22 protein-coding genes, 4 tRNA genes and 1 other annotated feature are annotated in these 25,975 nt (G+C 44.9%); of the genes, 11 read left to right on the top strand and 15 right to left on the bottom strand.

The genetic code is table 11. The features are described from left to right. Positions 1–7 precede the first annotated feature (7 nt). Together ED652_RS07180 and ED652_RS07175 are read left to right on the top strand one after the other, a co-directional pair. Positions 8–628, top strand: coding sequence for a DMSO/selenate family reductase complex B subunit (locus ED652_RS07180; protein ID WP_017106644.1), 621 nt, complete (start codon positions 8–10; stop codon positions 626–628). Between the two features lies 1 nt (position 629). Then, positions 630–1,475, top strand: a complete 846-nt coding sequence (locus ED652_RS07175) for a DmsC/YnfH family molybdoenzyme membrane anchor subunit (RefSeq protein WP_122054066.1) — start codon at positions 630–632, stop codon at positions 1,473–1,475. A 146-nt stretch (positions 1,476–1,621) separates the two neighbouring features. Here ED652_RS07175 and ED652_RS07170 read toward each other — a convergent pair whose 3' ends face one another. Further along, positions 1,622–2,860, bottom strand: coding sequence for a CinA family nicotinamide mononucleotide deamidase-related protein (locus ED652_RS07170; RefSeq protein ID WP_122054064.1), 1,239 nt, complete (start codon positions 2,858–2,860; stop codon positions 1,622–1,624). 209 nt (positions 2,861–3,069) lie between these two features. Here ED652_RS07170 and ED652_RS07165 point away from each other — a divergent pair, with 209 nt between their 5' ends. Both ED652_RS07165 and ED652_RS07160 read left to right on the top strand, forming a co-directional pair. After that, positions 3,070–3,978 carry a DUF3943 domain-containing protein gene (locus ED652_RS07165; RefSeq protein WP_017110981.1) on the top strand — a complete coding sequence of 303 codons (909 nt, stop codon included), beginning with the start codon at positions 3,070–3,072 and terminating at the stop codon, positions 3,976–3,978. A gap of 253 nt (positions 3,979–4,231) precedes the next feature. Next, positions 4,232–4,744: a glycine cleavage system protein R gene (locus ED652_RS07160; RefSeq protein ID WP_017110982.1), complete on the top strand. Its 513-nt coding sequence runs from the start codon at positions 4,232–4,234 to the stop codon at positions 4,742–4,744. A gap of 97 nt (positions 4,745–4,841) precedes the next feature. Here ED652_RS07160 and nspC read toward each other — a convergent pair whose 3' ends face one another. The 10 genes from nspC to uvrY form a co-directional block, all read right to left on the bottom strand. Then, positions 4,842–5,975 carry a carboxynorspermidine decarboxylase gene (nspC, locus tag ED652_RS07155; protein ID WP_122054062.1) on the bottom strand — a complete coding sequence of 378 codons (1,134 nt, stop codon included), beginning with the start codon at positions 5,973–5,975 and terminating at the stop codon, positions 4,842–4,844. 210 nt (positions 5,976–6,185) lie between these two features. Then, the gene (locus tag ED652_RS07150; protein ID WP_122054061.1) at positions 6,186–7,436 is read right to left on the bottom strand and encodes a carboxynorspermidine synthase; all 1,251 of its coding nucleotides are present in this window, start codon (positions 7,434–7,436) and stop codon (positions 6,186–6,188) included. 8 nt (positions 7,437–7,444) lie between these two features. Further along, positions 7,445–10,384, bottom strand: a complete 2,940-nt coding sequence (locus ED652_RS07145; protein ID WP_174214619.1) for a pyridoxal phosphate-dependent class III aminotransferase — start codon at positions 10,382–10,384, stop codon at positions 7,445–7,447. Between the two features lie 876 nt (positions 10,385–11,260). Next, positions 11,261–11,336, bottom strand: a tRNA-Gly gene (locus ED652_RS07140). Between the two features lie 32 nt (positions 11,337–11,368). Continuing rightward, a tRNA-Leu gene (locus ED652_RS07135) sits at positions 11,369–11,455 on the bottom strand. Positions 11,456–11,535: 80 nt separating this feature from the next. Then, positions 11,536–11,611 (bottom strand) — tRNA-Gly (locus ED652_RS07130). A 36-nt stretch (positions 11,612–11,647) separates the two neighbouring features. Further along, positions 11,648–11,721, bottom strand: a tRNA-Cys gene (locus ED652_RS07125). A 266-nt stretch (positions 11,722–11,987) separates the two neighbouring features. Further along, positions 11,988–12,545 carry a CDP-diacylglycerol--glycerol-3-phosphate 3-phosphatidyltransferase gene (pgsA, locus tag ED652_RS07120; RefSeq protein WP_048659595.1) on the bottom strand — a complete coding sequence of 186 codons (558 nt, stop codon included), beginning with the start codon at positions 12,543–12,545 and terminating at the stop codon, positions 11,988–11,990. A gap of 46 nt (positions 12,546–12,591) precedes the next feature. Beyond that, the gene (gene uvrC, locus ED652_RS07115; RefSeq protein WP_122054059.1) at positions 12,592–14,424 is read right to left on the bottom strand and encodes an excinuclease ABC subunit UvrC; all 1,833 of its coding nucleotides are present in this window, start codon (positions 14,422–14,424) and stop codon (positions 12,592–12,594) included. A gap of 15 nt (positions 14,425–14,439) precedes the next feature. Next, on the bottom strand, positions 14,440–15,084 hold the full coding sequence (uvrY, locus tag ED652_RS07110; protein WP_004729778.1) for a UvrY/SirA/GacA family response regulator transcription factor: 645 nt from the start codon (positions 15,082–15,084) through the stop codon (positions 14,440–14,442). 426 nt (positions 15,085–15,510) lie between these two features. Here uvrY and ED652_RS07105 point away from each other — a divergent pair, with 426 nt between their 5' ends. Continuing rightward, on the top strand, positions 15,511–17,874 hold the full coding sequence (locus ED652_RS07105; protein WP_122054057.1) for a DNA polymerase II: 2,364 nt from the start codon (positions 15,511–15,513) through the stop codon (positions 17,872–17,874). Positions 17,875–18,015: 141 nt separating this feature from the next. Here the strand turns inward: ED652_RS07105 and ED652_RS07100 are convergent, their stop codons facing one another. Beyond that, the gene (locus ED652_RS07100) at positions 18,016–18,783 is read right to left on the bottom strand and encodes a nucleotidyltransferase domain-containing protein (RefSeq protein WP_122054055.1); all 768 of its coding nucleotides are present in this window, start codon (positions 18,781–18,783) and stop codon (positions 18,016–18,018) included. 137 nt (positions 18,784–18,920) lie between these two features. Here ED652_RS07100 and yeiP point away from each other — a divergent pair, with 137 nt between their 5' ends. From yeiP to ED652_RS07085, 3 genes are all read left to right on the top strand, one after another. Then, the gene (gene yeiP, locus ED652_RS07095) at positions 18,921–19,490 is read left to right on the top strand and encodes an elongation factor P-like protein YeiP (RefSeq protein ID WP_009848748.1); all 570 of its coding nucleotides are present in this window, start codon (positions 18,921–18,923) and stop codon (positions 19,488–19,490) included. Between the two features lie 10 nt (positions 19,491–19,500). Then, positions 19,501–19,830, top strand: a complete 330-nt coding sequence (locus ED652_RS07090) for an HI1450 family dsDNA-mimic protein (protein WP_017108380.1) — start codon at positions 19,501–19,503, stop codon at positions 19,828–19,830. 89 nt (positions 19,831–19,919) lie between these two features. Then, a complete protein-coding gene (locus ED652_RS07085) occupies positions 19,920–20,411 on the top strand; it encodes an RNA methyltransferase (RefSeq protein ID WP_004729783.1) in 492 nt (163 codons plus the stop codon). 179 nt (positions 20,412–20,590) lie between these two features. On the opposite strand, the gene rluB is transcribed toward ED652_RS07085, so the two are convergent. The 3 genes from rluB to ED652_RS07070 all read right to left on the bottom strand — a co-directional run bounded on the left by rluB (position 20,591) and on the right by ED652_RS07070 (position 23,316). After that, positions 20,591–21,619, bottom strand: a complete 1,029-nt coding sequence (gene rluB, locus ED652_RS07080; protein WP_017104066.1) for a 23S rRNA pseudouridine(2605) synthase RluB — start codon at positions 21,617–21,619, stop codon at positions 20,591–20,593. 159 nt (positions 21,620–21,778) lie between these two features. After that, entirely contained in the window at positions 21,779–22,399 is a 621-nt protein-coding gene (locus ED652_RS07075; RefSeq protein ID WP_009848751.1) for an L-threonylcarbamoyladenylate synthase, read from the bottom strand. Positions 22,400–22,461: 62 nt separating this feature from the next. Beyond that, positions 22,462–23,316, bottom strand: coding sequence for a PHP domain-containing protein (locus ED652_RS07070; protein ID WP_122054053.1), 855 nt, complete (start codon positions 23,314–23,316; stop codon positions 22,462–22,464). Positions 23,317–23,436: 120 nt separating this feature from the next. Here ED652_RS07070 and ED652_RS07065 point away from each other — a divergent pair, with 120 nt between their 5' ends. The 3 genes from ED652_RS07065 (at position 23,437) to ED652_RS07055 (ending at position 25,967) form a co-directional block, all read left to right on the top strand. Continuing rightward, positions 23,437–23,562, top strand: a complete 126-nt coding sequence (locus ED652_RS07065) for a trp operon leader peptide (RefSeq protein WP_009848753.1) — start codon at positions 23,437–23,439, stop codon at positions 23,560–23,562. Further along, positions 23,509–23,623: a sequence feature (Trp leader region), on the top strand. (Overlaps the previous gene by 54 nt.) Before the next feature lie 125 nt (positions 23,624–23,748). Next, entirely contained in the window at positions 23,749–25,338 is a 1,590-nt protein-coding gene (locus ED652_RS07060) for an anthranilate synthase component 1 (protein WP_122054051.1), read from the top strand. 2 nt (positions 25,339–25,340) lie between these two features. After that, complete coding sequence (locus ED652_RS07055; RefSeq protein ID WP_076668831.1) at positions 25,341–25,967, top strand: aminodeoxychorismate/anthranilate synthase component II; 627 nt, start codon at positions 25,341–25,343, stop codon at positions 25,965–25,967. Positions 25,968–25,975 lie beyond the last annotated feature (8 nt).

The raw sequence follows: 25,975 nt of genomic DNA, 5'->3' as shown, positions 1-25,975 counted from the left end.
GGTTGGAATGAAACAATACGGCTTTTACATTGATTCAAGTAAATGCACGGGTTGTAAAACCTGTCAGCTTGCTTGTAAAGATTATAACGATCTAGACATCAAAACAAACTACCGTCGCGTATACGAATACGCAGGTGGTGGCTTCACTCAAGATGGCGATACCTGGGTTCAGAAAGATGTCTTTTCTTACTACCTATCTATTGCTTGTAACCACTGTACTAACCCTGCGTGTGTGAAAGTATGTCCTTCGGGCGCGATGCACAAGCGTGATGAAGACGGTTTGGTTGTGGTTGATGAGAGCGTATGTATTGGTTGTCAGCACTGCAGTAATGCATGCCCTTACGGCGCACCGCAATACAATGCGAAGAAAGGTCACATGACAAAATGCGATGGTTGCTACCAACGTGTTTCTGAAGGCAAGCAACCTATCTGTGTTGAGTCTTGCCCACTTCGTGCATTGGAGTTTGGTGAAATCAACACACTTCGCGAGAAGTACGGTTCTGGTGCAGATGTAGCGCCACTGCCATCTTCAAGTGAAACGCTACCAAACATCGTGATTAAGCTGAACAAAAACGCGAAGCCGACTGGCGATACCAGTGGTCACCTAGCAAACCCGAAGGAGGTATAAGATGATTTTTCATGAGTGGTCTTTAATCTTCTTTACGGTGCTGGCACAAACTGCGGTTGGTGGTTACTTACTTATTGGCGCACGCGCGCTGGTACTTAATCATGACGAAGAGAAGCTGAACAGCTACAAGGTTCCAATGTTCATTCTGTGGGCATTAATGGGGCTTGGTTTCATGTTCTCGACAACGCACCTTGGTTCTCCACTGCGCGCGTTTAACGCCCTTAACCAGCTAGGTTCTGCTTGGTTGTCTAACGAAGTATTCTTCGGTGCGGTATTCTTCGCAATAGGCGGCCTGCAATGGCTACTGTCTGTGCTTAAGAAAGGTGGCGTTGCTATTCAGAAAGCACTGATGGTTGGCGCGATGGTGTTGGGTGTTATCTTCATGTACGCGATGATCAGCGTATACATGATCAACACAGTACCGACATGGGACAACATCTACACACCGTTAAGCTTCATCATGACCATGGTTGTGGGTGGTTTGCTGCTGTCTCAGTTCGTGATTGTATTCGCCAACGACAGCCGCTTTACCGTTGACCGCAACATCACGATGCTGGCTGTTATTGCCGTTGCTATTAGCTTGATTGTGACAGTAGGAAAACTGAACCTAATCGGTGACATCCAAACTTCAGTAGCTAAAGCGTCTGAGTTGGTTGACGCTTTAGGTAGCTATGTGATTCTTCAAGTGGCACTGCTAATGGCAAGCTTGCTAGTTTGGATTCTACCTATGCTGAACAAAGCAAAAGTGAACCCAGTAAACCTAGGCTTAGCATTGGTACTGTTCTTAGCTTCAGAACTCATTGGCCGTGGTTTGTTCTACAGCCTACATATGACAAGCGGTTTGTAATCACAGCCCTCTTGTTTAGTTATCTAGAAGGCTAGATAACTAAAGGCCCAACACCTATTTAGATGTTGGGCCTTTTTATTTGTTCTGATTTAACCTTAGTTGCAGAGGTCTTGGCTCAAGAGGACCCGGTTAACTAAAAGAGCTGCTTACTTGATGATCGCCGAAGGAATAAACATGTCTTTCAATCGCTTAACCGAAGAGTAAGTGCCAAACATAGGTTTGTTGTCTAGGTGTCTTCTCAGCATATCTGCCGCAACGGTTTTGATAATGGTGCGCGCATCTTCACGATTGTACTGGCGGTAGAACTCAAGAACTTGTCCCCACTCGCCTGCTTCAGTCGACAATGCAACGCTGAATGTATTGCCTTCCAGCTTACCCGTCACCAAGGCTAATTCAGTTCCGCACTTCTCTCTTGTTGCGCCAGCCAGAGCAAAGGTGGCGGATAATGGGTCACTCTTTTCGAGTTCACTCTCTTTTGGTTCTGCCATGACCCAAGAGTGACCAAAGCAATCTTCAACCTGCTCATTCGATTGCAACCAAGCCGACAATGCACCTTTAGTCGACACTTCAGACACAGACAAAGTTTTCTTTCTCTCTGCCATGATGTGGCCAATATGATCAATCATCGGCTCATCAACACTGACTACATTACTCTCTAACAGCTTGTACACCATTTGCAGCAGCTTAACGCGGGTTTCTAAGCCAGACTTAGGGCCAAACAATTTCACTTCAATGAACGGCAAATAAGAGCGATAACCCAACTCATAGCCTTCAGGCAGTTTCAATTGGTCCAACACATCAGAAATACCTGACTCAGATAAGCCAAACGTAAATAGACGACTGCACTCAGAGGCAACCACTTGTGGATAAGCACGAGACAAATCAGGAAGAATTTCAAACGTCACCATGCGTTTGAATTCACTCGGAACACCCGGCGTGAAATAGAAAGTCGCGTCGTTGATTTTCAGCTTGAAGCCACATGCTGTGCCGACTGGGTTATCAACAATCTCAGAGCTTACTGGCAACAAGGCTTGTTTAAGGTTGCTGTCAGGCATCGGCATGCCACGTCCAGCAAACATCTCTTCCATGCGATCTAACCATTCAGGGAACATGACTAGTTTCTGTTCTGACGCTGCTGCAGCGGCAGCCGCACTCATGTCATCTGTTGTTGGCCCTAAACCGCCATTGACGATAACCACATCATAGTTAAAGCTCAGCATCAGCAGTTCTTCAATGAGAGCATTCATTTGGTCACCCACAGTGGAACGTTTGGCGAGAGCAAAGCCGTGTTGGTAAAACTCTCCAGACATCCAAGCTGCGTTTGTGTCTACAATGTCTCCATGAAGAACTTCTTCACCTGTGCTTAACATTGCGATTTTCGTCATATTTCTATCCCTTGTGGTCATAAAAAGACACTGCATTATTCATAAACTGGTCTATGGTTGAATTTGAGAAATTCCAGCTTTTCACAAATATTATTAATGTTAAATCTAAGGTTTTCTTAGGAAAAGCGACAAATTATTAGTTCCCTAAATCAGGCATTTAATAGATAATTGTGACTCTGATCAATTCTTAACTTCTCATGGAGACCCTTGTGGCCAAATCACCGTTACTAGCGAAGGTTACTGCTGCATTTTCAATGCTAATGTCAGTTAACTCGGTTGCAAGCCAATACGACTTCGACCAGCCAATCAACCTTTCTTATTCGGATGAATGTGCTCAAGACTACTGTGTTAATGATAGCTTGTACACCTACAAGCCAAGTGCCAATTACGCACTGAGCGAATCAAGTGATGAGTACGACTTCTCAATCCAACAACCAAAACATATGTTGGTGAGTCAAGAGAAGGATTGGGATTATCTAATGGGTCAAACCTACACTATTCTGGGTTTAAGTGTCGCTACAGTGGGTCTAATGACTCTGCTACCTGAAAGTATCACTAAGTGGGATGATGACCAACGTGATATCAGCTCATTAGGTAAAAAGTGGAAAGATAACGTGTCTGAAGGCCCAGTATGGGACCGCGATGAACACTTCCTAAACTACGTGATGCACCCATATTTTGGTGGTGTTTACTACACCGCAGCTCGACACGCGGGTTACGATGAGTTTGAGTCTTTCTTATACTCTTGGACCATGTCGACGTTCTTCTGGGAATACGGCGTAGAAGCATTCGCTGAAGTACCTTCTTGGCAAGACCTGTTCATCACTCCATTCTTTGGTGCGGTTGTCGGTGAATTGATGCTAGAAGCTGAGCAAGACATTGTGGCTTCAGGTGGCGAAGTGATGGGTTCTCAAACCATGGGTGATGTTTCTCTATTCTTCCTAAACCCTGTTGGCCATATCCACTACTGGGTAAGTGACGCTTGGGGCGGTGATGCAGAAGTTAACCTGAACACCAACCCATGGTGGGATAACCAAGATGCAGCAAGATTCGCATACGATGCAGGCGCACCTTATGACTCTCAGTTTGTTGGTATGAACTTTAAAGTTACGTTCTAAAATAGCTTTCAGTCTCTGAACTCTAAGTTACTGCATTCCCAGTAACAACGACGACTCTTCTAAAAAGCGGCTCTCTAGCCGCTTTTTTTGTGCCCTACTCTCCATTCTCTTTTTTTGCATCACAGCTTAGTTTCAAAAATTGACGTAGGTCAAACATTGTTCGATGTAAACTTCTACACTGAAATTAACGAACTTTATCGCGTGATATCAAACATTTAATTAGCAACGATTAATTGAGACTTTGGGGGCTGATATGAACAGTACATTTATCGTAAACTTTATCGGAAAAGCATCACCAGCAACAATCAAGCAACTTGCTGCGGTTACTCACGAAAACGACGGGAAATGGCTCATTAGTAAAGTTAACTTTATTGAAGACCAAGTCGCAGGCGTACTCAAGGTTCAACTTCCAGCCATCAACGAATCAATTGTGAAAGAAGCTTTCAGCGCCAATGCTGATCTTATCGTGCAATTTGTTGATTCAGACCATACTCATAACGCACAAGATACGATCCATCATCTACGACTCGACTCTAACGACCGAGCTGGAATCGTGAATGAAGTGACACACGTATTAGACAGACAAGGCATCAGCATTCTAGATATGGATTGTCACCGTGTGTTTATCGCCGGAGGCGGTGGTGTTAGCTCTAGTTTATTTACTTCCAAGATTGCCGTTAAGCTACCAATTGAAGTTTTGATTGATGATGTGGTCAATGAATTGGAAACGCTAAGCGAAGATACCCGCGTGATCATTGAAAGCTAACTGGTAATTGTTGATTGTTGTAGCTAATGGCTATACCAAAAAATAAAAAAGAGCAGCTCATCGGCTGCTCTTTTCGTGTTCTAACACTCAGATTCCGTTACTTAACCGACCATTGTGATAATGAGCGTTTGAAGTCTTCATAGCCGAATTCATTTAGCTTCTGAACTTCGCCACTGCTACGTTCGCAGTAGATTGATGGCATTTTTAGGCCATTGAACCAGTTCAGTTTCACCATGGTGTAGCCTGCACTGTCTAGCAGGTGCAGCTTTTGACCAATCTTAAGTGGCTCATCAAAGCTTGCTTCACAGAACTGATCGCCCGCTAGGCATGAACACGAACCTATCACATAGTCATGGCTGCCGTTTTCAGAGGCTTCGAATACCGATGCTGGTTCATTGTAGATAAGCGTATCAAGGCGATGAGCTTCGGTTGCCGAATCGACAATTGCCGTTTTCTTCACGTTCTCAACGATATCAACCACAGTCACAACTAAGTCAGTTGTTTTAGTGATGATAGCTTCACCCGGCTCTAGGTACATCTGCACGCCGTGCTTTTCAGAGAAGGCTTTTAGCGCAAAACCCAGTTTCTCGATGTCATAACCCGGCCATGTGAAGAACACACCTCCGCCCATGCTCACCCAGTCCAACTTATCTAGGTGCTCGCCAAACTGTTCTGAGATTGAATCAAGCAGGCCGATAAATGCATCGACGTCTTTATTCTCACAGTTCATGTGGAACATCACACCATTAATCTCATCGAAGATCTCAGGCTTAATGTGATCAGCTTGAACACCTAAACGAGAGAATTGACGCGCTGGGTTTGCCAGATCTTGTCCTGCGTAGCTCACACCTGGATTTAAACGTAAACCCAGCGAAGCCTTACCTTCAACGATGTGTCGGTAAGCAGCAAGTTGGCTTTGAGAGTTGAAGATCATCTTGTCGCAGATATCCGCAACTTCTCTCACGTCATCTTCGCTGTAACCGACACTGTAAGCGTGCGTTTCACCACCAAAGGTTTCATGACCAAGTTTCACTTCGTATGGGCCAGAGCTTGTCGTGCCATCGAGGTAAGGCTTGATGATGTCAAACACACCCCATGTCGAGAAACACTTGAGTGCCAATACCAGCTTCACACCTGAAATCTCTTTCAGCTGCTTAGCTTTCTCTAAGTTCGCAATCAACTTGTCTTCGTTGATCATGAAATAAGGCGTTTTTAGTTCGTTGTTTTGCATGTTAATACCTTGCGGCCCTCGAGTTCACGAAGGCACATGATAATCGAACAAAGCCGACGCAACAGCATCGGCTTGTAATTATACGTTCTCGTCAATCATATGACTTTGAATGGAATTCGCAGAGCTTTGCCCTTGTCGCTAGGACATCGCGCGGAGTTTACGTACGTAAATGAGCACGATGGACAACGCGACGAGGGCAAAGAGCCAGAATTACTTCAAAGTATGGATTAGAGGTAGACCTTGACCTGATTCTAGCTCTTGAACGTGCCAATCTAGACCGATTTCTGGCATCGTTGCTAGGAACGGGTCTGGGTTTAGCTGTTCCATGTTAAACACACCTTTATCAGCCCATTCGCCACGGAAGAACTGAAGTGCAGCCGTAATAGCTGGAACACCTGTTGTGTAAGAGATCGCTTGGTGCTCTACGTCTTCGTAAGCCACTTCGTGGTCTGCGTTATTGTAGATGAATACGCTGCGCTCTTTACCGTCTTTCTTACCTTGAACCCAAGTACCGATACACGTTAAACCCGTGTAACCCGGAGCTAGAGATGTTGGATCTGGTAGTAGTGCTTTAAGAACATGCAGAGGCTGAACCACAGTGCCGTCATGTAGCGTTAGTGGATCTGGGCTAAGAAGACCGATATCACGCATGCAGTTGAAGTAGTTCAGGTATGCATCACCAAAGCCCATCCAGAATTCGATACGCTTAGCTGGGATGAACTCTTTCATTGAACGAACTTCATCGTGCGCCATTGAGTAAACTTTGTGAGAGCCACAGTTCGGGAATTCAAACTCAAGCATACGAGAGTGACAAGGTACTTGTTTCCACTCTTCATTTTCCCAGTAGAAAGAGTCACCTTGGATCTCAAGCATGTTGGTTTCTGGGTCAAAGTTTGTCGCAAACTTCTTGCCGTGGTCGCCAGCATTCACATCCATTACATCAATCGAGTCAATCTCATCAAACAAGTGCTTAACCGCGTACGCAGCAAAGATTGATACCACACCAGGATCGAAACCAGCGCCTAGAATACCTGTGATGCCTGCTTCTGCGAACTTCTCTCGGTAGCCCCACTGCCAATCGTAAGCTTGTGGTACTTGCTGGCCCTCAGAACATAGGTCAACCGCTACCGATGTATCTAGGTAAGAGACTTTAGATTGGTAACACGCTTCCATGATCGCCATGTTTACCCAAGGAGGACCAGCGTTGATAACAAGATCCGGCTGAACTTCTTTAATCAAAGCAACAAGCGCATCAACATCATCAGCGTCTACTGAACGTGCTTCTAGTTTCTTAGTTGAATCTTTAAGGTTGTTTTTGCCTTTGATAGATTCGATGATTTTTTCACACTTCGCGATTGTGCGAGAAGCGATAGTGATATCACCCAGTACTTCGTTATTTTGTGCTGCTTTGTGTGCAACAACCCAACCAACGCCGCCTGCACCAATTTGTAGAATAGCCATAGTTTTAATTACCCTTGTTGTTCTGCTAGCTCAATAGCTAAAGTTTGAATTTTGTTAATTAGAGATTTGAAATCTGATGTCTTTAAACACGGGTTTAAGATAGTAAATTTAAGTGCGCTTTTGCCATCCACAACCGTTTCACCAAGCACCGCAATACCACGGGTCAGGGCTTCCAGTCTTAGCGCTTGATTCAGTTTGTCTAAATCTAGCCCACCGTTTTCTGACGGCTTAGATCGGAACAATACTGTTGATAGTGACGGCTCCGCGAGTAGCTCTAAATCCGCTTGATTTTGAATCAGGTCTGCCACTTCTAGCGTTTGCTCAAGAAGATGGTCGTACATATCACCGAGTTGCTTTGGACCGACACTTTGCATCGTCATGAAGACTTTCAGTGCATCAAAGCGCTTGGTAGTCGCAATAGACTTATCGACTAGATTTGGCAGCTCATCGTGCTCGCGATTCAAGTAGTCTGCGTGATGCAGTAGGTACTTAAAGTTCGCTTTATCTTTCAGCAGCACAGCACCACAGCTGATTGTTTGGAAGAACAATTTGTGGAAATCAACGCTGACAGAGTCCGCTTTCTCGATGCCTTTCAGACGAGCTTTATGGCTACTTAAGATAAGCGCGCCACCGTAAGCACTGTCGACATGGAACCAAAGATCTTGTTGGTTTGCGATGTCAGCAATCGCTTCCAGATCATCAATCGCACCGTGATCGGTTGTACCCGCTGTACCGACAACAGCAAAAGGAATCAACCCTTGAGCTTTCAGCGCCTTCACTTCTGCGTCTAGCAAGTCAGGCTTGATAGTGCCGTTTGCGTTGGTGTCAACACAGCACACCGCGCTCTCGCCTAAACCAAGTAGTGAAGCGGACTTTTGAACCGTGAAGTGAGATTTGTTTGAGCACAAGATACGAAGCTTGCTCGCGTAATCTGGTAAACCCAGCTTTTGGATTGAGTGACCATCGTGTTTATCAGCAATCCAGTCTCTCGCTAGCAATAAGCCCATTAGGTTACTTTGCGTGCCGCCACTAGTGAAAACACCGTCCGCTTGGTCGCCAAGTTGGTACTTGTCACACATCCAATCCACCACTCGCTGCTCAACATAAGTCGCAGCAGACGCTTGGTCCCATGAATCCATTGATTGATTCAACACCGCGATAATCGATTCCGCTGCTACCGAAGCCATAAGAGGAGGAGTGTGGAGGTGTGCAATACAGTCTGGGTGTTGCACGAAGATGGAGTTTGCAGCGACAAGGTCTGCAGTGCTATCTACAACATCAACCAAAGCGTGTTGATTGTTATCGAGGTCGACAGCTTTGATAGCGGCCTCTAGTACTTTAGGTTCTAGACCTGAGTATGGCGTTTCAACTTGCTCAAAAACCGCTTTCATCGCTTGAGTGGTTTGGTTCATCACGTTAGCGAATTCGTCGCTACCGCCTAAACCTGTCTGGATGAAATGCTTGTTCCATTCTTGGTTTGCTTGTTCGCTTGAAGCTGGGTCTTTTTGTAAACCACCACCTGCTGCGATGATCGCTTCTTCCATGACGCGCAATGCAAAATCAATCTGCTCAAAAGAGATAATCATCGGTGGTAGGAAGCGAATCACAGAACCATCACGACCGCCCTTCTCGACCATCAAACCACGCTCTAGTGCTGCGCGTTGAATCGCTAGGGTGAGTTCACCGTCTGATTTCGGTTCACCAAATTTGTTAAGTTCGCCGCTTGGTTGCTTGATCTCAGCGCCAAGCATTAGACCTTTACCACGAACTTCAGCAATACAGTTAACGCGAGATTGAATCTTCTCAAGCCCATGACGTAAGTATTGGCCTGCGATGTTCGCGTGCTCAACCAACCCATCACGTTCGATGATTTCCAACGCCTTAGCGCCAGACACCATTGCTAATTGGTTACCACGGAAAGTACCAGTGTGCTCACCCGCTTTCCATGTATCAATGCTCTTATCGAATACAAGCAGCGACATAGGCAGTCCGCCACCAATCGCTTTAGACAAACATAAGATATCAGGGTTAACGCCTGACTCTTCAAACGCGAATCGATGACCTGTTTTGCCGACACCACACTGGATTTCATCAAAAATCAGTAGGATTCCGTGTTCATTACAGATGCGTCGTAAACCTTGTAGCCAAGACGCCGGAGCCGGAATCACACCGCCCTCTCCTTGCACAGGCTCAACGATCATCGCAGCCGGCTTCATGATGCCAGACTCGTCGTCGTTCAACATACGTTCGATATAACGAATGCTCGCGTTAGCCCCCGCTTCACCACCAATGCCAAACGGGCAACGAAGGTTGTATGGGAAAGGCATGAAATGTACGTCAGACATCAAACCGCTACGACGTTCTTTAGTACCTAGGTTACCCATCATACCCATGGTGCCGTTAGTCATGCCATGGTAAGCACCACGGAACGCAAACATGGTGTTACGACCTGTGGTTTGCTTAGCGAGCTTGATCGCCGCTTCCACAGCATCAGCACCAGATGGGCCACAGAATTGAAGAACTGAGTTATTTGAAAAGTCTTGAGGGAGAAAAGCTTTAACTCGCTTGATAAACGTCTCTTTTGCTTGAGTCGTGATATCAAGTGTTTGGTATGGCAAACCAGAATCGAGCTGGTCTTTAAGTGCTTGGTTAATCTCAGGGTGGTTGTAACCCAAAGAAAGTGTACCTGCACCGGCTAAGCAATCGAGAAACAGTTGGCCACGAGTATCTTCAACTAAAGCGCCACATGCTCGTTTAATAGCAATCGGCAGGCGTCTTGGGTAAGAGCGAACATCCGACTCATGCTGTTCTTGCTCTAGCAAAATAGCGTCAGGTGTTAGGTCGTACGTTCCCTCTAAGATAGGAACCATAGTTGAAAATGAATTTGCGATAGTATTGATATCGACTTCAAAGGCGGTAGTCATAAAAGTCCCCTTGAATGTGTTCATACTCACCTCCATCAGACGCAATTACCCACCAACTCTCGTTAAATTTGGAGAGAGTTCATAGTGAAGCACGCGTATTGTCTAGAAATGAGATATAGCTGTACGCTCGCATAAGTCAAATGACGAATACGAAATTAAGCCGTCTTAAGACAGCGATAAATTGTTAGCGTGAGCTCAAGGTTCAGTAATGCTACTGTTTTGAAGAATTGGACATTTTTGCAGGATCGGGCAGCTATGAGGAGCTGATCCCTTTGGAAATGCAGAGCTGATTAGCAATGTTGTAATTAGTGTGTTCAATGTTGGGTTTCCCATTAACATGGCGAACTGCGCCATAAGTATCCCGTCTATCAGCTAAAGGACTAGCCAATACCTACCCTACGTAATGTCCCAATCAGCAAGAATGGTCACTACGCGTATCCCCCAGAAGCAATCGTTGCTCTTCTTGAACATTGTTCATTCCGAGATTGCGCAGGAAAGTAACATAAAGTGAAATGAACGATCAATAGTTTTTAATAATAGCCTGATAAATAGCAGTGGTGGCTAAGCAATTGCTGAAAATATTGTCAGCAATATCGTTTAAGAAAGAGATCTCCGGTTCATTCGTTCCTCATGCCCGAGGATGACGACACAGGTATATAGGCGGTGTTAGTGATGGCTTGAGGCTGTGCCGCCTTTACATCATTCCCAGGTACGAGGAACGAGTTCATAGGGGATCTCGCTTTTAAAAACTAACTGTTCTAAACGAACTTAATTGCGAAATTTTGAAATAAAAATAGAAGTGAATTTTGAGTGTGGATTCAAACAACAAAAGTACAGATATGGAAACGCTGAACGCCAGAAACCAAAAAGCCCGAACATTTCTGTTCGGGCTTTTTAATTTGGAGCGATACATCGGGTTCGAACCGATGACCTCAACCTTGGCAAGGTTGCGCTCTACCAACTGAGCTAGTATCGCATTTGCTTTATCAAGATAAAGACTTTAATAGATGGTGCCCCGGGCCGGACTTGAACCGGCACAGCGCGAACGCCGAGGGATTTTAAATCCCTTGTGTCTACCAATTCCACCACCAGGGCACGCAATTCTTTATTGCGATGCCGATTACTGAAAAGTAAAACACCATCTTAATGCTGACGCCAATCAACATTACAAAATTTGGAGCGATACATCGGGTTCGAACCGATGACCTCAACCTTGGCAAGGTTGCGCTCTACCAACTGAGCTAGTATCGCATTTTCATTCATATTCTTTCTAGAAGAAAGAGAGAATGGAGGCGCCTCCCGGAGTCGAACCGAGGTCCACGGATTTGCAATCCGCTGCATAGCCACTCTGCCAAGGCGCCTTAGTAACTCCAAGCGAATCGCTTATTGCCATCCTCTTGGGTACGGCATGCATTCTACGGATTCAGACGATTGAGTCAATATTATTTTTGTATTTTTAATTCGTTTGAATAGATTTCATACGAAACAGGCCAAATAGCTGACTTTATGTTCAAAACACACTGTGAGCGGGTTATTCAAAGGAGATCTATATCACATTAGATATCCGCTATTTGTGGCTTAACCTTAGGTTAAAGATCAAAAAAGCGAGCCTCAGCTCGCTTCTTCATCAATGATGTTTTTCGTCTAACAAATCGTCTTTAGCGGCCATCAAGTATTGCGCCATTGACCAGTAAGTAAGAACGGTTGCGACATAGAGTGCAATGTATCCTACCCAAACCATCCAGTCGTCATAGCGCCAGATAAGCACCCAAAGGGCGAACATCTGAGAAACGGTTTTGACTTTACCAACCCAAGATACCGCAACACTTGCACGTTTACCGATTTCAGCCATCCATTCACGAAGTGCTGAAATGATGATCTCACGAGCAATCATGGTCACCGCTGGAATCGTCACCCAGATTGAGTGGTAATGCTCAGTAATCAGGATAAGTGCCGTAGCAACCAACACTTTGTCAGCCACTGGGTCAATGAATGCGCCAAAACGAGACGTTTGCCCTAACTTGCGAGCCAGCATACCATCTAGCCAATCAGTAAAGCCTGCCACCCAAAACACCATCGCAGCAGCAAAAGGAGCCCATTGATAAGGTAGATAAAAAACGACAACGAATACTGGGATCAAAAATAGTCTCAGTAAGGACAAAATGTTAGGTATATTCAAACGCATATTATTGGGCTCTTATTAATTGCGCTTTAATGGTGCGGGATTTTTACTATTGTTTCAATGCTTGATAAATGTTTTCTGCCAAAGAATGACTAATGCCCGGCACTTTGGCTATTTCTTCGACAGTTGCACGCTTAAGTTCTTGTAAGCCACCCATATATTTCAGCAACGCTTGACGACGTTTAGGCCCTACCCCTTCAATTCCTTCCAAAGCACTGGTTCTACGTGTTTTGCCACGTTTAGCTCTATGCCCTGCAATCGCATGATTATGGCTTTCATCACGGATGTGCTGGATAAGGTGTAGTGCTGGCGCATCACTGGGTAAATTGAACTCTTCCCCTTCTAGGGTCACTAGAGTCTCTAAACCAGGTTTACGAGTCACGCCTTTCGCAATACCCATCATTCTTGGTCTAAACGGCCAATCCCCCCAATATTGAGAAATGATCTCATGAGCGCGGTTTAGTTGACCTTTGCCACCATCGATAAAGATAATGTCTGGGATCTTGTCGACATCGAGTTGCTTCGAATAACGCCTCTCAAGCGCCTGAGCCATCGCAGCGTAGTCATCACCACCAGTAATGCCGGTGATGTTGTAACGACGGTACTCCGGTTTAACCGGGCCTTCTTGATTAAATACCACACAAGAAGCGATCGTACTTTCACCCATGGTATGACTGATATCGAAACATTCCATTCGCTTGATAGCATCCATCGACAGCACTTCTTGAAGCTCTTTGAAGCGCTGATTAATCGTCATCTTGTGATTAATCTTGGTAGTAATAGCCGTCAATGCATTGGTATTCGACAACTTAAGGTAACGACCTCGAGTCCCTGAAGGGTTGGTATTGAAGTGGATCTTACGACCCGCAACTTCACACAAAGCTTCTTGAATCGGTGTGACATCTTCCATCAAATCGGCATTGAGAATCAGACGAGTTGGGATGGTTCTCGCTTCATTATGCGCAAGATAGTATTGGCTTAGAAAACTCGAAAAGACCTCTTCTCGCACCGTATTGTTTGGAATTTTAGGGAAATGGCTTCTACTGCCTAAAACCTTGCCTTGGCGAATCATCAAGATATGAATACACGCTACGCCATTCTCTTGAGCAAAGCCCAACACGTCCATATCTTCCATTGAATCGTCAGATACATACTGTTGTTCTTGCACGCGTCGAATCGCTTGGATTTGATCACGGAAAGCGGCAGCTTGTTCAAAGCGAAGCTCTCGACTTGCCTTGTCCATCTTGTCGATGAGCGTTTCAAGTACGAGCTTATCCTTCCCTTGAAGGAACAAACGAACGTAGTCGATAAGCTCGCTGTACTCTTCATCAGAGATAATAGAGCTAACACAAGGCGCAGCACAACGACCAATCTGGTACATCAAACACGGGCGTGTTCTGTTCGCATAAACCGTGTCTTCACACTGGCGAGCAGGAAAAATCTTTTGGATGAGGTGTAGCGTCTCACGTACAGCGCCGGAATCAGGGTAAGGACCAAAGTATTCGCCCTTTTTCTTCTTAGCACCACGATGCATCGACAAACGAGGATGCTTGTGACCGCTAATAAAAATATAAGGGTACGACTTATCATCACGCAGAAGTACGTTGTATTTCGGTAAGTACTGCTTGATGTAGTTATGCTCAAGGATAAGAGCTTCTGTTTCCGTGTGCGTTACAGTGACATCGATTTTGTCGATATTGCTGACTAAAGCGCGTGTTTTTTCACTGTCGACTTTTTTACGGAAATAACTGGAAAGGCGTTTTTTGAGGTTCTTAGCTTTACCGACGTAGATAACAACAGCCTCGGCGTTATACATCCGATAAACGCCGGGCTGTTCTGTTACTGTCTTAAGGAATGAGACTGAGTCAAACAAGTTGGTCACTATAAGATCTCAGAGTTAAAGGGTCTCAGTATCTAACATTCCATGTCTAATCGCTAAATGCGTAAGCTCTACATCACCGCTGATGTCGAGTTTACTGAACAGTCGGTAGCGGTAGCTGTTAACTGTTTTAGGACTTAGATTGAGTTGTTCTGAAATATCCGTCACTTTCTGACCTTTGGTAATCATCATCATGATTTGAAGTTCACGTTCAGATAGATCAGCGAATGGATTCTCAGACGCAGGCGAGAATTGGCTTAAAGCCATCTGCTGCGCAATTTCTGGTGAAATGTATCGTTGGCCACTATTAACCACTCGAATAGCATTTACCATCTCGTCCGGACCTGCACCTTTAGTAAGGTAACCTGCAGCTCCAGCTTGCATCACTTTAGTTGGAAACGGATTTTCCGTATGAACAGTTAAAACGATGATTTTAACATCAGGGTTGAAACGCAAGATTTTCTTGGTTGCTTCTAAGCCACCAATACCAGGCATATTCATATCCATCAAAATAACGTCAGTATTATTAGTACGACACCATTTTGCAGCATCTTCACCGCTTTCAGCTTCCCCTGCTACGTTCATCCCACGGACGTCTTCAATAATACGTCGTATCCCTGTGCGAACCAGCTCGTGATCATCTACAAGGAAAACATTTATCAAACTTGTATCTCCACACTATTAATTGGCTCTGCAACCACTGTGTCGTTTCATCTATTTGAAACAATTAAACAAAGGAACAACGGGTCGCAGCATTGTGTATATCTTAACTCAATTACTAAATAAAATCTCTGTTGAATATGTGTCGAAACACTAACTTTAGCAAGTACTTATTTATAAATAAGCCAACTAAAACAACAAGCTTTAGGTAAAAATCAACTAGTTAAAACAACACCCAATAAAATTACACAAGATAAAGAGATTTTCAATACCATTGAATCTCGATTCATTACAATTTCACTCTTTTGCTTATTAAGTCCCGTTATTCTTCTCCAATTCTCAAAATATAGAGACTATTTTCGTTTGCTGTTGTGCGTGATGAGGCGCTAGATGGTAGTATTCCGCTCTCCATTTCAATAGGTTACTACATTGGATATTCAGCAAGGCTTTGTACTCACAAGACAAGCGCGAGACTTTTCAGGGCGCACACAAATCGACTTGTGGTTAAGCACCCCTAAAGGCCCTACGCTACTCACTATTCAAAACGAAAAGCCTGTCTTTTTTGTTGCTCAATCTGATATCGAAACGTGCCAATCTATTGCCGATAAAGAGGCCATAGATTGTCAGTTTAAGCCTTTAGAGCTAGCAACATTTGACCAAACCCCTTTAGCCGCTTGTTACACTTCCTTATCGAGAAGCAGCTTCGGGTTAGCTCAAGCCTTTAACGGTGAAGAGATCCAAACCTTTGAAAGTGATATTCGACTGGCCGATCGTTTCTTGATGGAACGCTTTATCAAGGGCAGTATCGAATTCACAGGCACTATCACTCCAAAAAGACAGCATCGCAGAGTATCGAACGCAAAATGCCGAGCTGGCGATTACTTGCCAAACTTGTCTGTGGTTTCGCTTGATATTGAGTGTTCGGAAAAAGGTGTGCTTTATTCCATCGGCCTAGACAGTCCAATGGATAGCCGAGTGATAATGATTGGCGATCCACAAGAAGCAGATACCAATATCCAATGGGTTACCAACGAGAAAGCGCTGCTTGAAGCTATGATTGCGTGGTTCTCCGAGTTTGACCCAGACATCATCATCGGTTGGAATGTCATCGATTTCGACTTTAGGCTGCTGCACAAACGTTCAGAATGGAACGAAGTGAAACTCAGTATTGGTCGCGACAATCAACCGAGTTTCTTTCGCAGCTCCGCACAAAATCAGCAGGGCTTCATTACCATTCCTGGTCGCGTGGTTTTAGATGGTATCGATATGCTTAAAACAGCAACCTACCATTTCCGTTCTTGGTCTCTTGAGTCCGTCTCACAAGAGTTACTGGGCGAAGGCAAAGACATTCATAATGTTCATGACCGCATGGATGAAATCAATCGAATGTTTAAGTTCGATAAGCCTTCGCTTGCCAAGTACAACCTTCAAGACTGTGTGCTAGTAAACCGAATCTTCGAACACACTCACCTACTCGATTTTGCTATTGAACGTTCTCGCTTAACTGGTGTTGAACTTGATCGCGTTGGCGGCTCTGTCGCGGCTTTTACTAACTTATACATGCCTCAGATACACCGAGCGGGTTACGTCGCGCCTAATTTAGAACCCGAGAACTGGATCGCAAGCCCCGGTGGTTATGTGATGGATTCGATTCCCAACTTGTATGACTCGGTTTTGGTGCTCGATTTTAAGAGCCTTTACCCATCGATCATTCGCTCTTTCTTGATTGATCCTATGGGGTTAATTGAAGGGCTAAAGCTAGAGTTAGGCTCTGAAGAAGACCAAGCGGTGGCTGGATTTCGTGGCGGTCAATTCCACCGCTCTAAGCACTTTCTACCAGAGATGATCGAAAATCTCTGGGCAGCGCGTGATGTCGCAAAGAAAAACAACGAGAAAGCTTTTTCTCAGGCGATTAAGATCATCATGAACTCTTTCTATGGCGTTCTAGGTTCTTCTGGTTGTCGTTTCTTTGATACTCGATTGGCATCCTCTATCACCATGCGTGGTCATGAGATCATGAAGCAAACCAAGGTTCTGATCGAAGATAAAGGGTATCAAGTGATCTACGGGGATACCGATTCAACTTTCGTGTCTCTAAATGGCAGTTTTGAGCAAGAACAAGCAGACGAGATTGGTCACTCCCTTGTTGCTTACATCAACGACTGGTGGACGAAGCACTTAAAAGAAACCTACAACCTAACCTCAATACTCGAACTGGAATACGAAACTCACTATCGCAAGTTTCTAATGCCAACCATTCGAGGCTCTGAGACAGGATCGAAGAAACGCTATGCAGGCTTGATCAATCAAGGCGACCAAGAGAAGATCATCTTTAAAGGGCTTGAAAGTGCACGAACCGATTGGACGCCCCTCGCACAACAGTTCCAACAAACCTTGTATGAGATGGTCTTTCACGACCAAGATCCAAGTGATTATGTTAGACAGTTTGTCGATGAAACATCCGCAGGCAAACACGATGACCTACTGGTTTATCAAAAGCGCTTGCGCCGTAAGTTGCATGAATACCAGAAGAACATTCCGCCACAGGTTCGCGCTGCTAGATTAGCCGATGAGATCAATGCTCAGCTCGGTCGCCCGCTTCAATACCAAAACAAAGGGCGTATTGAATATTTGATTACGCTGAGTGGCCCAGAGCCCAAGGAGTATTTGAAAAGCGGTATCGATTATCAACATTACATCGACAAGCAGATTAAACCGGTCGCAGAAGCGATCCTGCCATTTATAGGGTTGGATTTTGAAAGAGTCAGCGGGCAGCAGCTAGGTCTGTTCTAGATTGAATCCTCTTTTCGAAGCGACATTAGACTCGAGATATCTATTAAAACTCGAGCCAGACATAAAAACGAAAAAAGCAGAGGAGTGCTGTGTTACTCAGCCCGCTCTGCTTTTTAGTATTCATTGGGAGGTTACGAATCTCTACCCGATTCGAAACTCAGTTTTTTGATACTGCTTAACCAGCCATTCACCAAAGCCATCAAGAACCCCTATCACCGAACGTTTGGGAATCGCTCGCCCAGACAGTAAAATACCCAACCGTTGAATCTCAACTTCTTTCTCTGGATGATATCTCAAGAACTGTTGACCACACTCCATAGGTGCATCGAACCAATTCTTGTCTCGGTACATAACCAAAGAATAACTGGCTCGCAAAAGCTTCTTGGCAATAATCACCTGCGCGGCGACTTGTTGCTCAGGCGTTGTTGCTCGGGCAATCTTATTACGATAAACCGCTAACCAATTTTCCGCGTCCATATTCCAATGCTTAGCAATTTCCCAACTCGTTTCGAAATCACCATAGCAATCAGATAAGTCTTCACCATGCACACACACAGCTAAATGCTTGAGCATGAAGCCCCACGTAAAGATATTGTCGAAATCAACTATCTCGCTCACCACGGTGGTTTTGATCGCCACTTGAGTGACCTGAGGGAAGCTCTTTTGGAAGCGCCATTTGATAGTATTCAACAGCGTGGTTCGTTGATCTGGGAAAGAACGATGGGTAACCACAACCACATCTAGATTCGAGCGACCGACAACGGCTTGTTTGCGTGCCACACTGCCATAAACATAGACACTGTGCAGATTAGAACCTAACCCACCTTTTAGAAAGGTAATCAGATCGTTAACCACAGGTTGAAATTCAGGTTGAAATGGCTGTGTTGGGTCAATAACAGGTAGCTGCATAGGTCGTTTCGGTAAATAAAATAATGATTTAACTGTCTCTCTATGATCGCTTAGGTGACTTTATGATTCAAGCTATTCCTATTTATAGCGTCTACGAGATATAATCACCGGATAGACCCAATAAGGACAAACACAAAATGCCTAGAGCAAGTGAGATTAAAAAAGGTTTTGCGATCAATGTTGATGGCAAAACAGTACTCGTTAAAGATATCGAAGTAACAACACCAGGTGGCCGTGGCGGTCAAAAGATTTACCGCTTCCGTGGTCACGATGTAGCAACTGGTGTTAAAACAGAAGTTCGTCACAAGGCTGACGAAATCGTTGAAACTATCGACGTAACTAAGCGTGCAGTGATGTTCTCTTACGTTGATGGCAACGAGTACATCTTCATGGATAACGAAGATTACACACAATTCATCTTCAACGGTGAAATGATCGAAGACGAACTGCTGTTCATCAACGAAGATACGCAAGGTATGTACGCGATTCTTATCGACGGTACTGCGGCGACTCTTGAGCTACCAACTTCAGTTGAGCTAGTAATCGAAGAAACAGACCCTTCAATCAAAGGTGCTTCTGCTTCAGCTCGTACTAAACCAGCTCGTCTTTCTACAGGCCTTACTGTTCAAGTTCCTGAGTACATTGCAACTGGCGACAAAGTTGTTGTGAACACAGCTGAACGTAAATACATGAACCGCGCAAGCTAAGATACTGATTATGACCGAAGCTAACAACCTAATGTCTTACGACGACGCAATTGACACTGCATACGACATCTTTCTAGAGATGGCTGCTGATAATCTTGAACCTGCAGACGTGATCTTATTCACAGCTCAGTTTGAAGATCGTGGCGCTGCAGAACTTGTTGAAACTGGTGACGATTGGGTTGAACATGTTGGCTTTGAAGTCGACAAAGAGATCTACGCTGAAGTACGCATTGGTCTTGTAAATGAAGCTGATGATGTCTTAGATGACGTTTTCGCTCGTCTGCTGATCAGCCGTGACCCTGAACACAAGTTCTGTCACATGTTGTGGAAACGCGACTAGGCTCTTCTTAAACCAGCTCAGAGTACTGAGCTGGTTTTCTTACGACTTCACAGCCTCATCACTTTACCAAACTGCAACTCTACAAAATTATGACCAAAGCAAAGACAGATACCCTATCCAAAGGCTATGCCTGTGTTGGATTAGTAAATCCCAAAACCCCTGAAAATGTTGGCTCAGTAATGCGAGCAGCTGGTTGCTACGGAGCAAACTCTGTATTTTATACTGGCACCCGTTATGACCACGCTCGACAATTTCATACCGACACCAAAGAAAAGCATCTTGAGTTGCCTTTGATTGGTGTTGAAGATCTTAAAGATATTATTCCTGTTGGCTGCGTGCCCATCGCGGTTGATTTGATAGAAGGCGCTAAGCCTCTACCTGATTATAAGCACCCACCTCGTGCTTTTTATATCTTCGGCCCTGAAGATGGGACTCTGAAAAAAGAGATCACGGATTTTTGTCGTGAAACCATCTACGTCCCGACTAATGGCTGCATGAACCTTGCTGCCGCGGTCAATGTTATTTTGTATGACCGCATGGCAAAGGGTGACAACTTCTCGAATCATTTGAAAGTGACCTAATATCAATCGTAGCGAGTCAGCCGAGCTGGCTAAGCACTTCTAGCTAGTTAATCACTTCTAACTAGTTAAGCACTCCCACATGATTTGAACTGCGCCATATTCAAGACATAAAAAAACCTGCTAAGTTAGCAGGTTTTTTTGTATTCGAAACGTTGGATTAAGCTATAGAATCCACGAAATTACTTACGTGATCTTGGCTTAGCCGGTTTAGCCGGGCGTCCGTTGTTCAGTTTAGGCTTTTTGGTAGACTGAGGTTTACCATTGGTCGCTGGAGCACTACGACCTGAATCAGGTGTTGTAGTACCGCGAGTTGCAGGCTTCTTACGCTTAGTCTGGTTGCTACGGCCTTTAGGAGCATTTGCGCGCTCTTCGTGACGCTTAACAGCACGACGAATTTTCTGGCTGCGAGAACGCTCACGCTTACGAGAAGTGTTTGCAGGATCAAGGTCCAACAATGTCTCTTTTTCTGGCTGAAGTTCAACAAGCTCACGCAAGTAGTTTACTTCTTGAAGATCTAGCTCTTTCCAACCGCCACGAGGCAGTTTCTTATCAAGGTAGATATCACCGTAACGTACACGTTTCAGACGGCTTACTGTTGTTTCTTGTGATTCCCAAAGACGACGAACCTCACGGTTACGACCTTCGTTAATTGCTACGTAGAAAGTATGGTTCATACCTTCACCGCCAGCGTAAACCACATCTTCGAAACGAGCCATACCATCTTCAAGTTGAACGCCACGAGTCACGTTCTTAACTTTTTGCTCGGTTACTTCACCAAATACACGTACTAGGTACTCACGCTCAACCTGACGGCTTGGGTGCATTAGGCGGTTAGCTAGTTCACCATCGGTTGTGAACAACAGTAGGCCTGATGTGTTTGCATCAAGACGACCAACTGAAATCCAACGAGAACCACGGATCTTAGGTAGACGATCGAAAACAGTACGGCGACCTTCAGGATCGTGACGAGTACAAAGCTCACCTTCAGGTTTGTAGTAAGCAAGTACACGACAAACCACTTCTTCAGAGGCTTTGCCTGTAATTGTGTGGCCATCGATACGGATCACTGAGTTCTCGTCTTCAAGACGCTCACCCAATTTCGCAACTTGACCGTTAACACTTACACGACCAGATTTGATTAAACCTTCTAGTTCACGACGAGAACCGTGACCAGCTCGCGCTAAAACCTTCTGTAATTTTTCGCTCATTTACTCTTTTCTACCTAATTGTCGTCTTCACAGACGTCGAATGAATTTTTCGCGACCAAATCGCGGTCGCGTATTATCGCAAATAACCTGCCAAAAAGCACTTGTTATTTACTCTGGCAGGTTTGCTGTTTCGTTACAGACTGTTAATCAGTAACGCTATTATTCAAACGGCGCTGGATCACCGGCACCACGGCGTAAAACAACGGCGTCATCGTCACTGAAGTCAATAACCGTGGTTGGTTGTTCACCTAAGTAGCCGCCATTCAGAATGACATCAACCGCATGCTCTAGGCTGTCACGAATTTCTTCAGGATCCGATTCAGTTGTCTCGTTACCCGGAAGAATCAGAGACGTCGACATCAATGGCTCGCCCATTGCTTCTAGAAGGTCTAGGGCAATTTTGTTGTCCGGTACACGAATACCGATCGTTTTACGCTTAGCGTTCATCAAACGCTTTGGCACTTCTTTTGTTGCTTTGAAAATAAACGTGTAAGCACCTGGCGTGTGCGCCTTAAGCAGACGGAAAGCCACGTTATCTACTCGTGCATACAGTGACAACTCAGAAAGATCACGGCATAACAAAGTGAAATTGTGCTTATCATCGATTCGACGAATTTTACAGATGCGTTCGAGTGCTTGTTTATTTTCAAGCTGACAACCCAGTGCATAACCTGAATCTGTTGGATAAACCACAACGCCGCCATTGCGAATAATCGCAACCGCTTGAGTAATTAAGCGCGCTTGTGGGTTATCTGGGTGTACATAAAAAAACTGGCTCATTGTTGATCCTCGTTATCGAATCTCTCGACTCTATCATCAGAAGGAGCTGGTTCACCTAAAGACTATTCAGATGGTGAAACCGTTTGAAACTCCCAATCTTTCCATACTTCTTCGACCCCAGAAGGTAGCCAGAGATTACGTCCAAGTTCCATCCATGGGGATGGGTAATGGAAGTCGCTGCCTTGGGAGGCTAATAGTTTGTATTGTATAGCATAATCCGCAAGTGTGCGTCTTTCTTGTTGCGCTTGCTGAGGTTGAGCCACTTCCATAGCGTCACCATTTGCTTCAACAAATGCAGCGAGAAGGCGTTTAACCCACTTGGCGGTAAGGCCGTATCGCGCAGGGTGAGCTAATACCGCTTGACCGCCAGCCGCATGAATAGCCGTGACAGCATCACTCATTGAGCACCATGTGGGCGGTACATAACCTGGATTGTTGCGCGTAAGAAACTTTTTAAACACCTGCTGCATGGTTTTCGCGTAGCCATTGTCGACTAACCATTTCGCAAAGTGTGCTCGAGTAATTGGTGCATCACCTGCAATCAACTTAACCTCTTCTAACACACCTTCACGAGTCGCTTTTTCAAGACGTTGCGCAATCATCTCTGCACGTCCGACACGGTGTTGCTTCTGTTGTTCAATTAACGCTTTCAATTCTGGTGATTCAGGATCGACGTTTAACCCAACAATATGGATATCTTTGTTTTGCCAAACGGTTGAGATCTCGATGCCGTTAATCAACTGAATAGGAAGATTGTTATCAGCAATATAGCTGCGTGCTTCTTCAAGCCCATCAGTCGTATCATGATCTGTAATCGCTAACGCTTCGATGTTAAAGCCTAGCGCTCGGTCAATCAGTTCAGGTGGAGTAAGTCGGCCATCTGAGGCTGTTGTATGACTATGTAGATCAATTCTCATATATTCTTTTTCATTGTTTTCAATTTTTATCGTTATATTTGTGTCAACGCACTTGACCTGCAAGCACAAAACTAGTTAACTAGTACACAAATACGAAGTATCACATTTGATAGGTTCACTATGTTACAAGAATTTAACCAAAACCATAAAGATAAAGTTTTAGAACTTTCTTCAGTAGAAGCAAGTTCAGAGCTTAATTGGTGGCGCACTTGGACAAGTTCTTGGTGGGCCAACGTGTACTTCTAATTAAACAGTTTGTTTATAAAAAAGTTATCACTAAGCCCGCTTTCATAGCGGGCTTTTTAATTTGTCGAACATCTCACATTCAACTGACTAACAAATCAACGAATTGACCATATTCTAGATTGGGTGAAAGGTATCTTTATGCGACTATGTACGGCAGGAAATTTAAAGAATCATAAAGGAGGTCTTGTGAACAAGGCCATTGAAATCAAAAAGCTGGGAACCATTGAGGTCATCAATTCTTCCGTTCCTTACTCGCAAGATCCAACCAGCGTTTTTCATACTTTGTGTGAAAACAAAACAGACAGTCTGTTGTTGGAATCTGCTGAGATTGAATCTAAACAGAACCTGACAAGCCTACTCCTTATCGACTCTGCTGTTCGCATCGTATGTCGCGGACATGAAGTAACCTTTCAAGCATTGACTGAAAACGGTCAAGCGCTTATCGAACATCTTACTAAAAACGTTAAAGCAGAAATTAAATCTGACCTTACGGATAACGTTTTGACGCTGACTTTTGTCGAACCAAGCAACGAATTAGACGAAGATTCACGTTTAAGAGAAGCGTCTTCATTCGATGCACTGCGTTTGGTTCAACACAGCTTTGAGCAAGACGCGGATAACAAGCACGCGTTATTCATGGCTGGCCTATTCGCTTACGACATCGTGGCGAACTTTGAACCGCTAGGCGATGCTGAAGCGACCAACAATTGTCCTGACTTTGTTTTCTACGTTGCCGAGACACTATTACGTTTCGACCACCAAGAAAACGAAGGCCTACTTCACGCGAGCTTGTTTGCTCAAGATGAAAGCATCAAAGCGCAATTAACAGAGCGCCTAGCCGACATTCAAACACAGTGTCAGTCATTGAAAGCCATCACAGAAGTTACGCCACTAGACAATGTTGACGCTGTACCAAGCGTTTCAGATGAAGACTTCTGCCAAACGGTTCGTGATTTAAAAGAGTACGTCGTTAAAGGCGATGTATTCCAAGTGGTACCTTCACGTCGCTTTACGCTACCTTGCCCTGCTCCACTGGCGGCTTACAAAGAACTCAAGCAAAGTAATCCAAGCCCTTACATGTTCTACATGCAAGATGAGCTGTTTACTCTGTTTGGTGCTTCTCCAGAAAGTGCACTGAAGTACGAGACAGAAACCAACCAAATCGAAATTTACCCAATTGCAGGTACTCGTCGTCGCGGTAAACGCCCAGACGGTCAAATCGATTTCGACCTAGATAGCCGTATCGAACTTGAACTGCGTACCGACAAGAAAGAAAACGCTGAGCACATGATGCTAGTCGACCTAGCTCGTAACGATGTGGCGCGTATTGCAGAAGCTGGCACTCGCCACGTAGCAGACCTACTGAAAGTTGATCGCTACAGTCATGTAATGCACTTGGTTTCTCGTGTTGTTGGTCAGCTACGTGAAGACTTAGATGCCCTGCACGCTTACCAAGCTTGTATGAACATGGGTACGCTAACGGGTGCACCAAAAATCCGCGCAATGCAGCTTATCCGTGACGTAGAAAAAACACGTCGTGGTAGCTACGGTGGCGCAGTCGGTTACCTAACTGGTGAAGGCACGTTAGATACTTGTATCGTAATTCGCTCTGCTTACGTTGAAGATGGTGTAGCACAAGTACAAGCGGGCGCGGGTGTGGTGTTCGACTCTGACCCACAAGCAGAAGCAGATGAAACTCGCGGCAAAGCTCAAGCGGTCATCTCTGCGATTCAAGCAGCTCATACTAAAAACCTAACAAGTAATAAGGAGTCGTAATCATGGCTGATATTGTATTCATCGATAACTTCGACTCGTTCACTTACAACCTTGTAGACCAATTTCGTTCATTAGGTCACAGCGTGAAAATTTACCGTAACAACATTCCGGCAAAGGTTATTGAAGCGGCGATCAACGAGCTAGACAACCCTGTTGCACTGCTTTCACCAGGCCCTGGCGCTCCAGCAGATGCGGGCTGTATGCCTGAGCTGATTCAGCTTCTAAAAGGTAAAGTACCAATGATTGGTATTTGCTTAGGCCACCAAGCGATTGTTGAAGCCTACGGCGGCACCGTTTCAGGCGCTGGCGAAATCATTCATGGTAAGGTGTCGATGATGGAACACCAAAACCATGCGACTTACCAAGGCTTACCTTCGCCATTGGCTATCGCTCGCTACCACTCTTTGGTTGCAACGCATGTATCCGATAGCCTAACGGTGACCGCTGAAGTCGATGATTTGGTAATGTCTGTGGTCCAAGAACAAGACAAGGTGTGTGGATTCCAATTCCACCCTGAATCAATTATGACAACCTACGGTGCAACGCTTCTAGCAAATGCTATCGAATGGGCTCTTGAGAAACCTATTCATTTAGAGAAAAGCTCTCCCCTTGAGAAGACAGGAAAATAGGACGAAAT

Source organism: Vibrio sp. Evd11 (assembly GCF_900382755.1).
Classification (GTDB): domain Bacteria; phylum Pseudomonadota; class Gammaproteobacteria; order Enterobacterales; family Vibrionaceae; genus Vibrio; species Vibrio lentus.
This window is presented reverse-complemented; position numbering and strand designations above follow the sequence as displayed.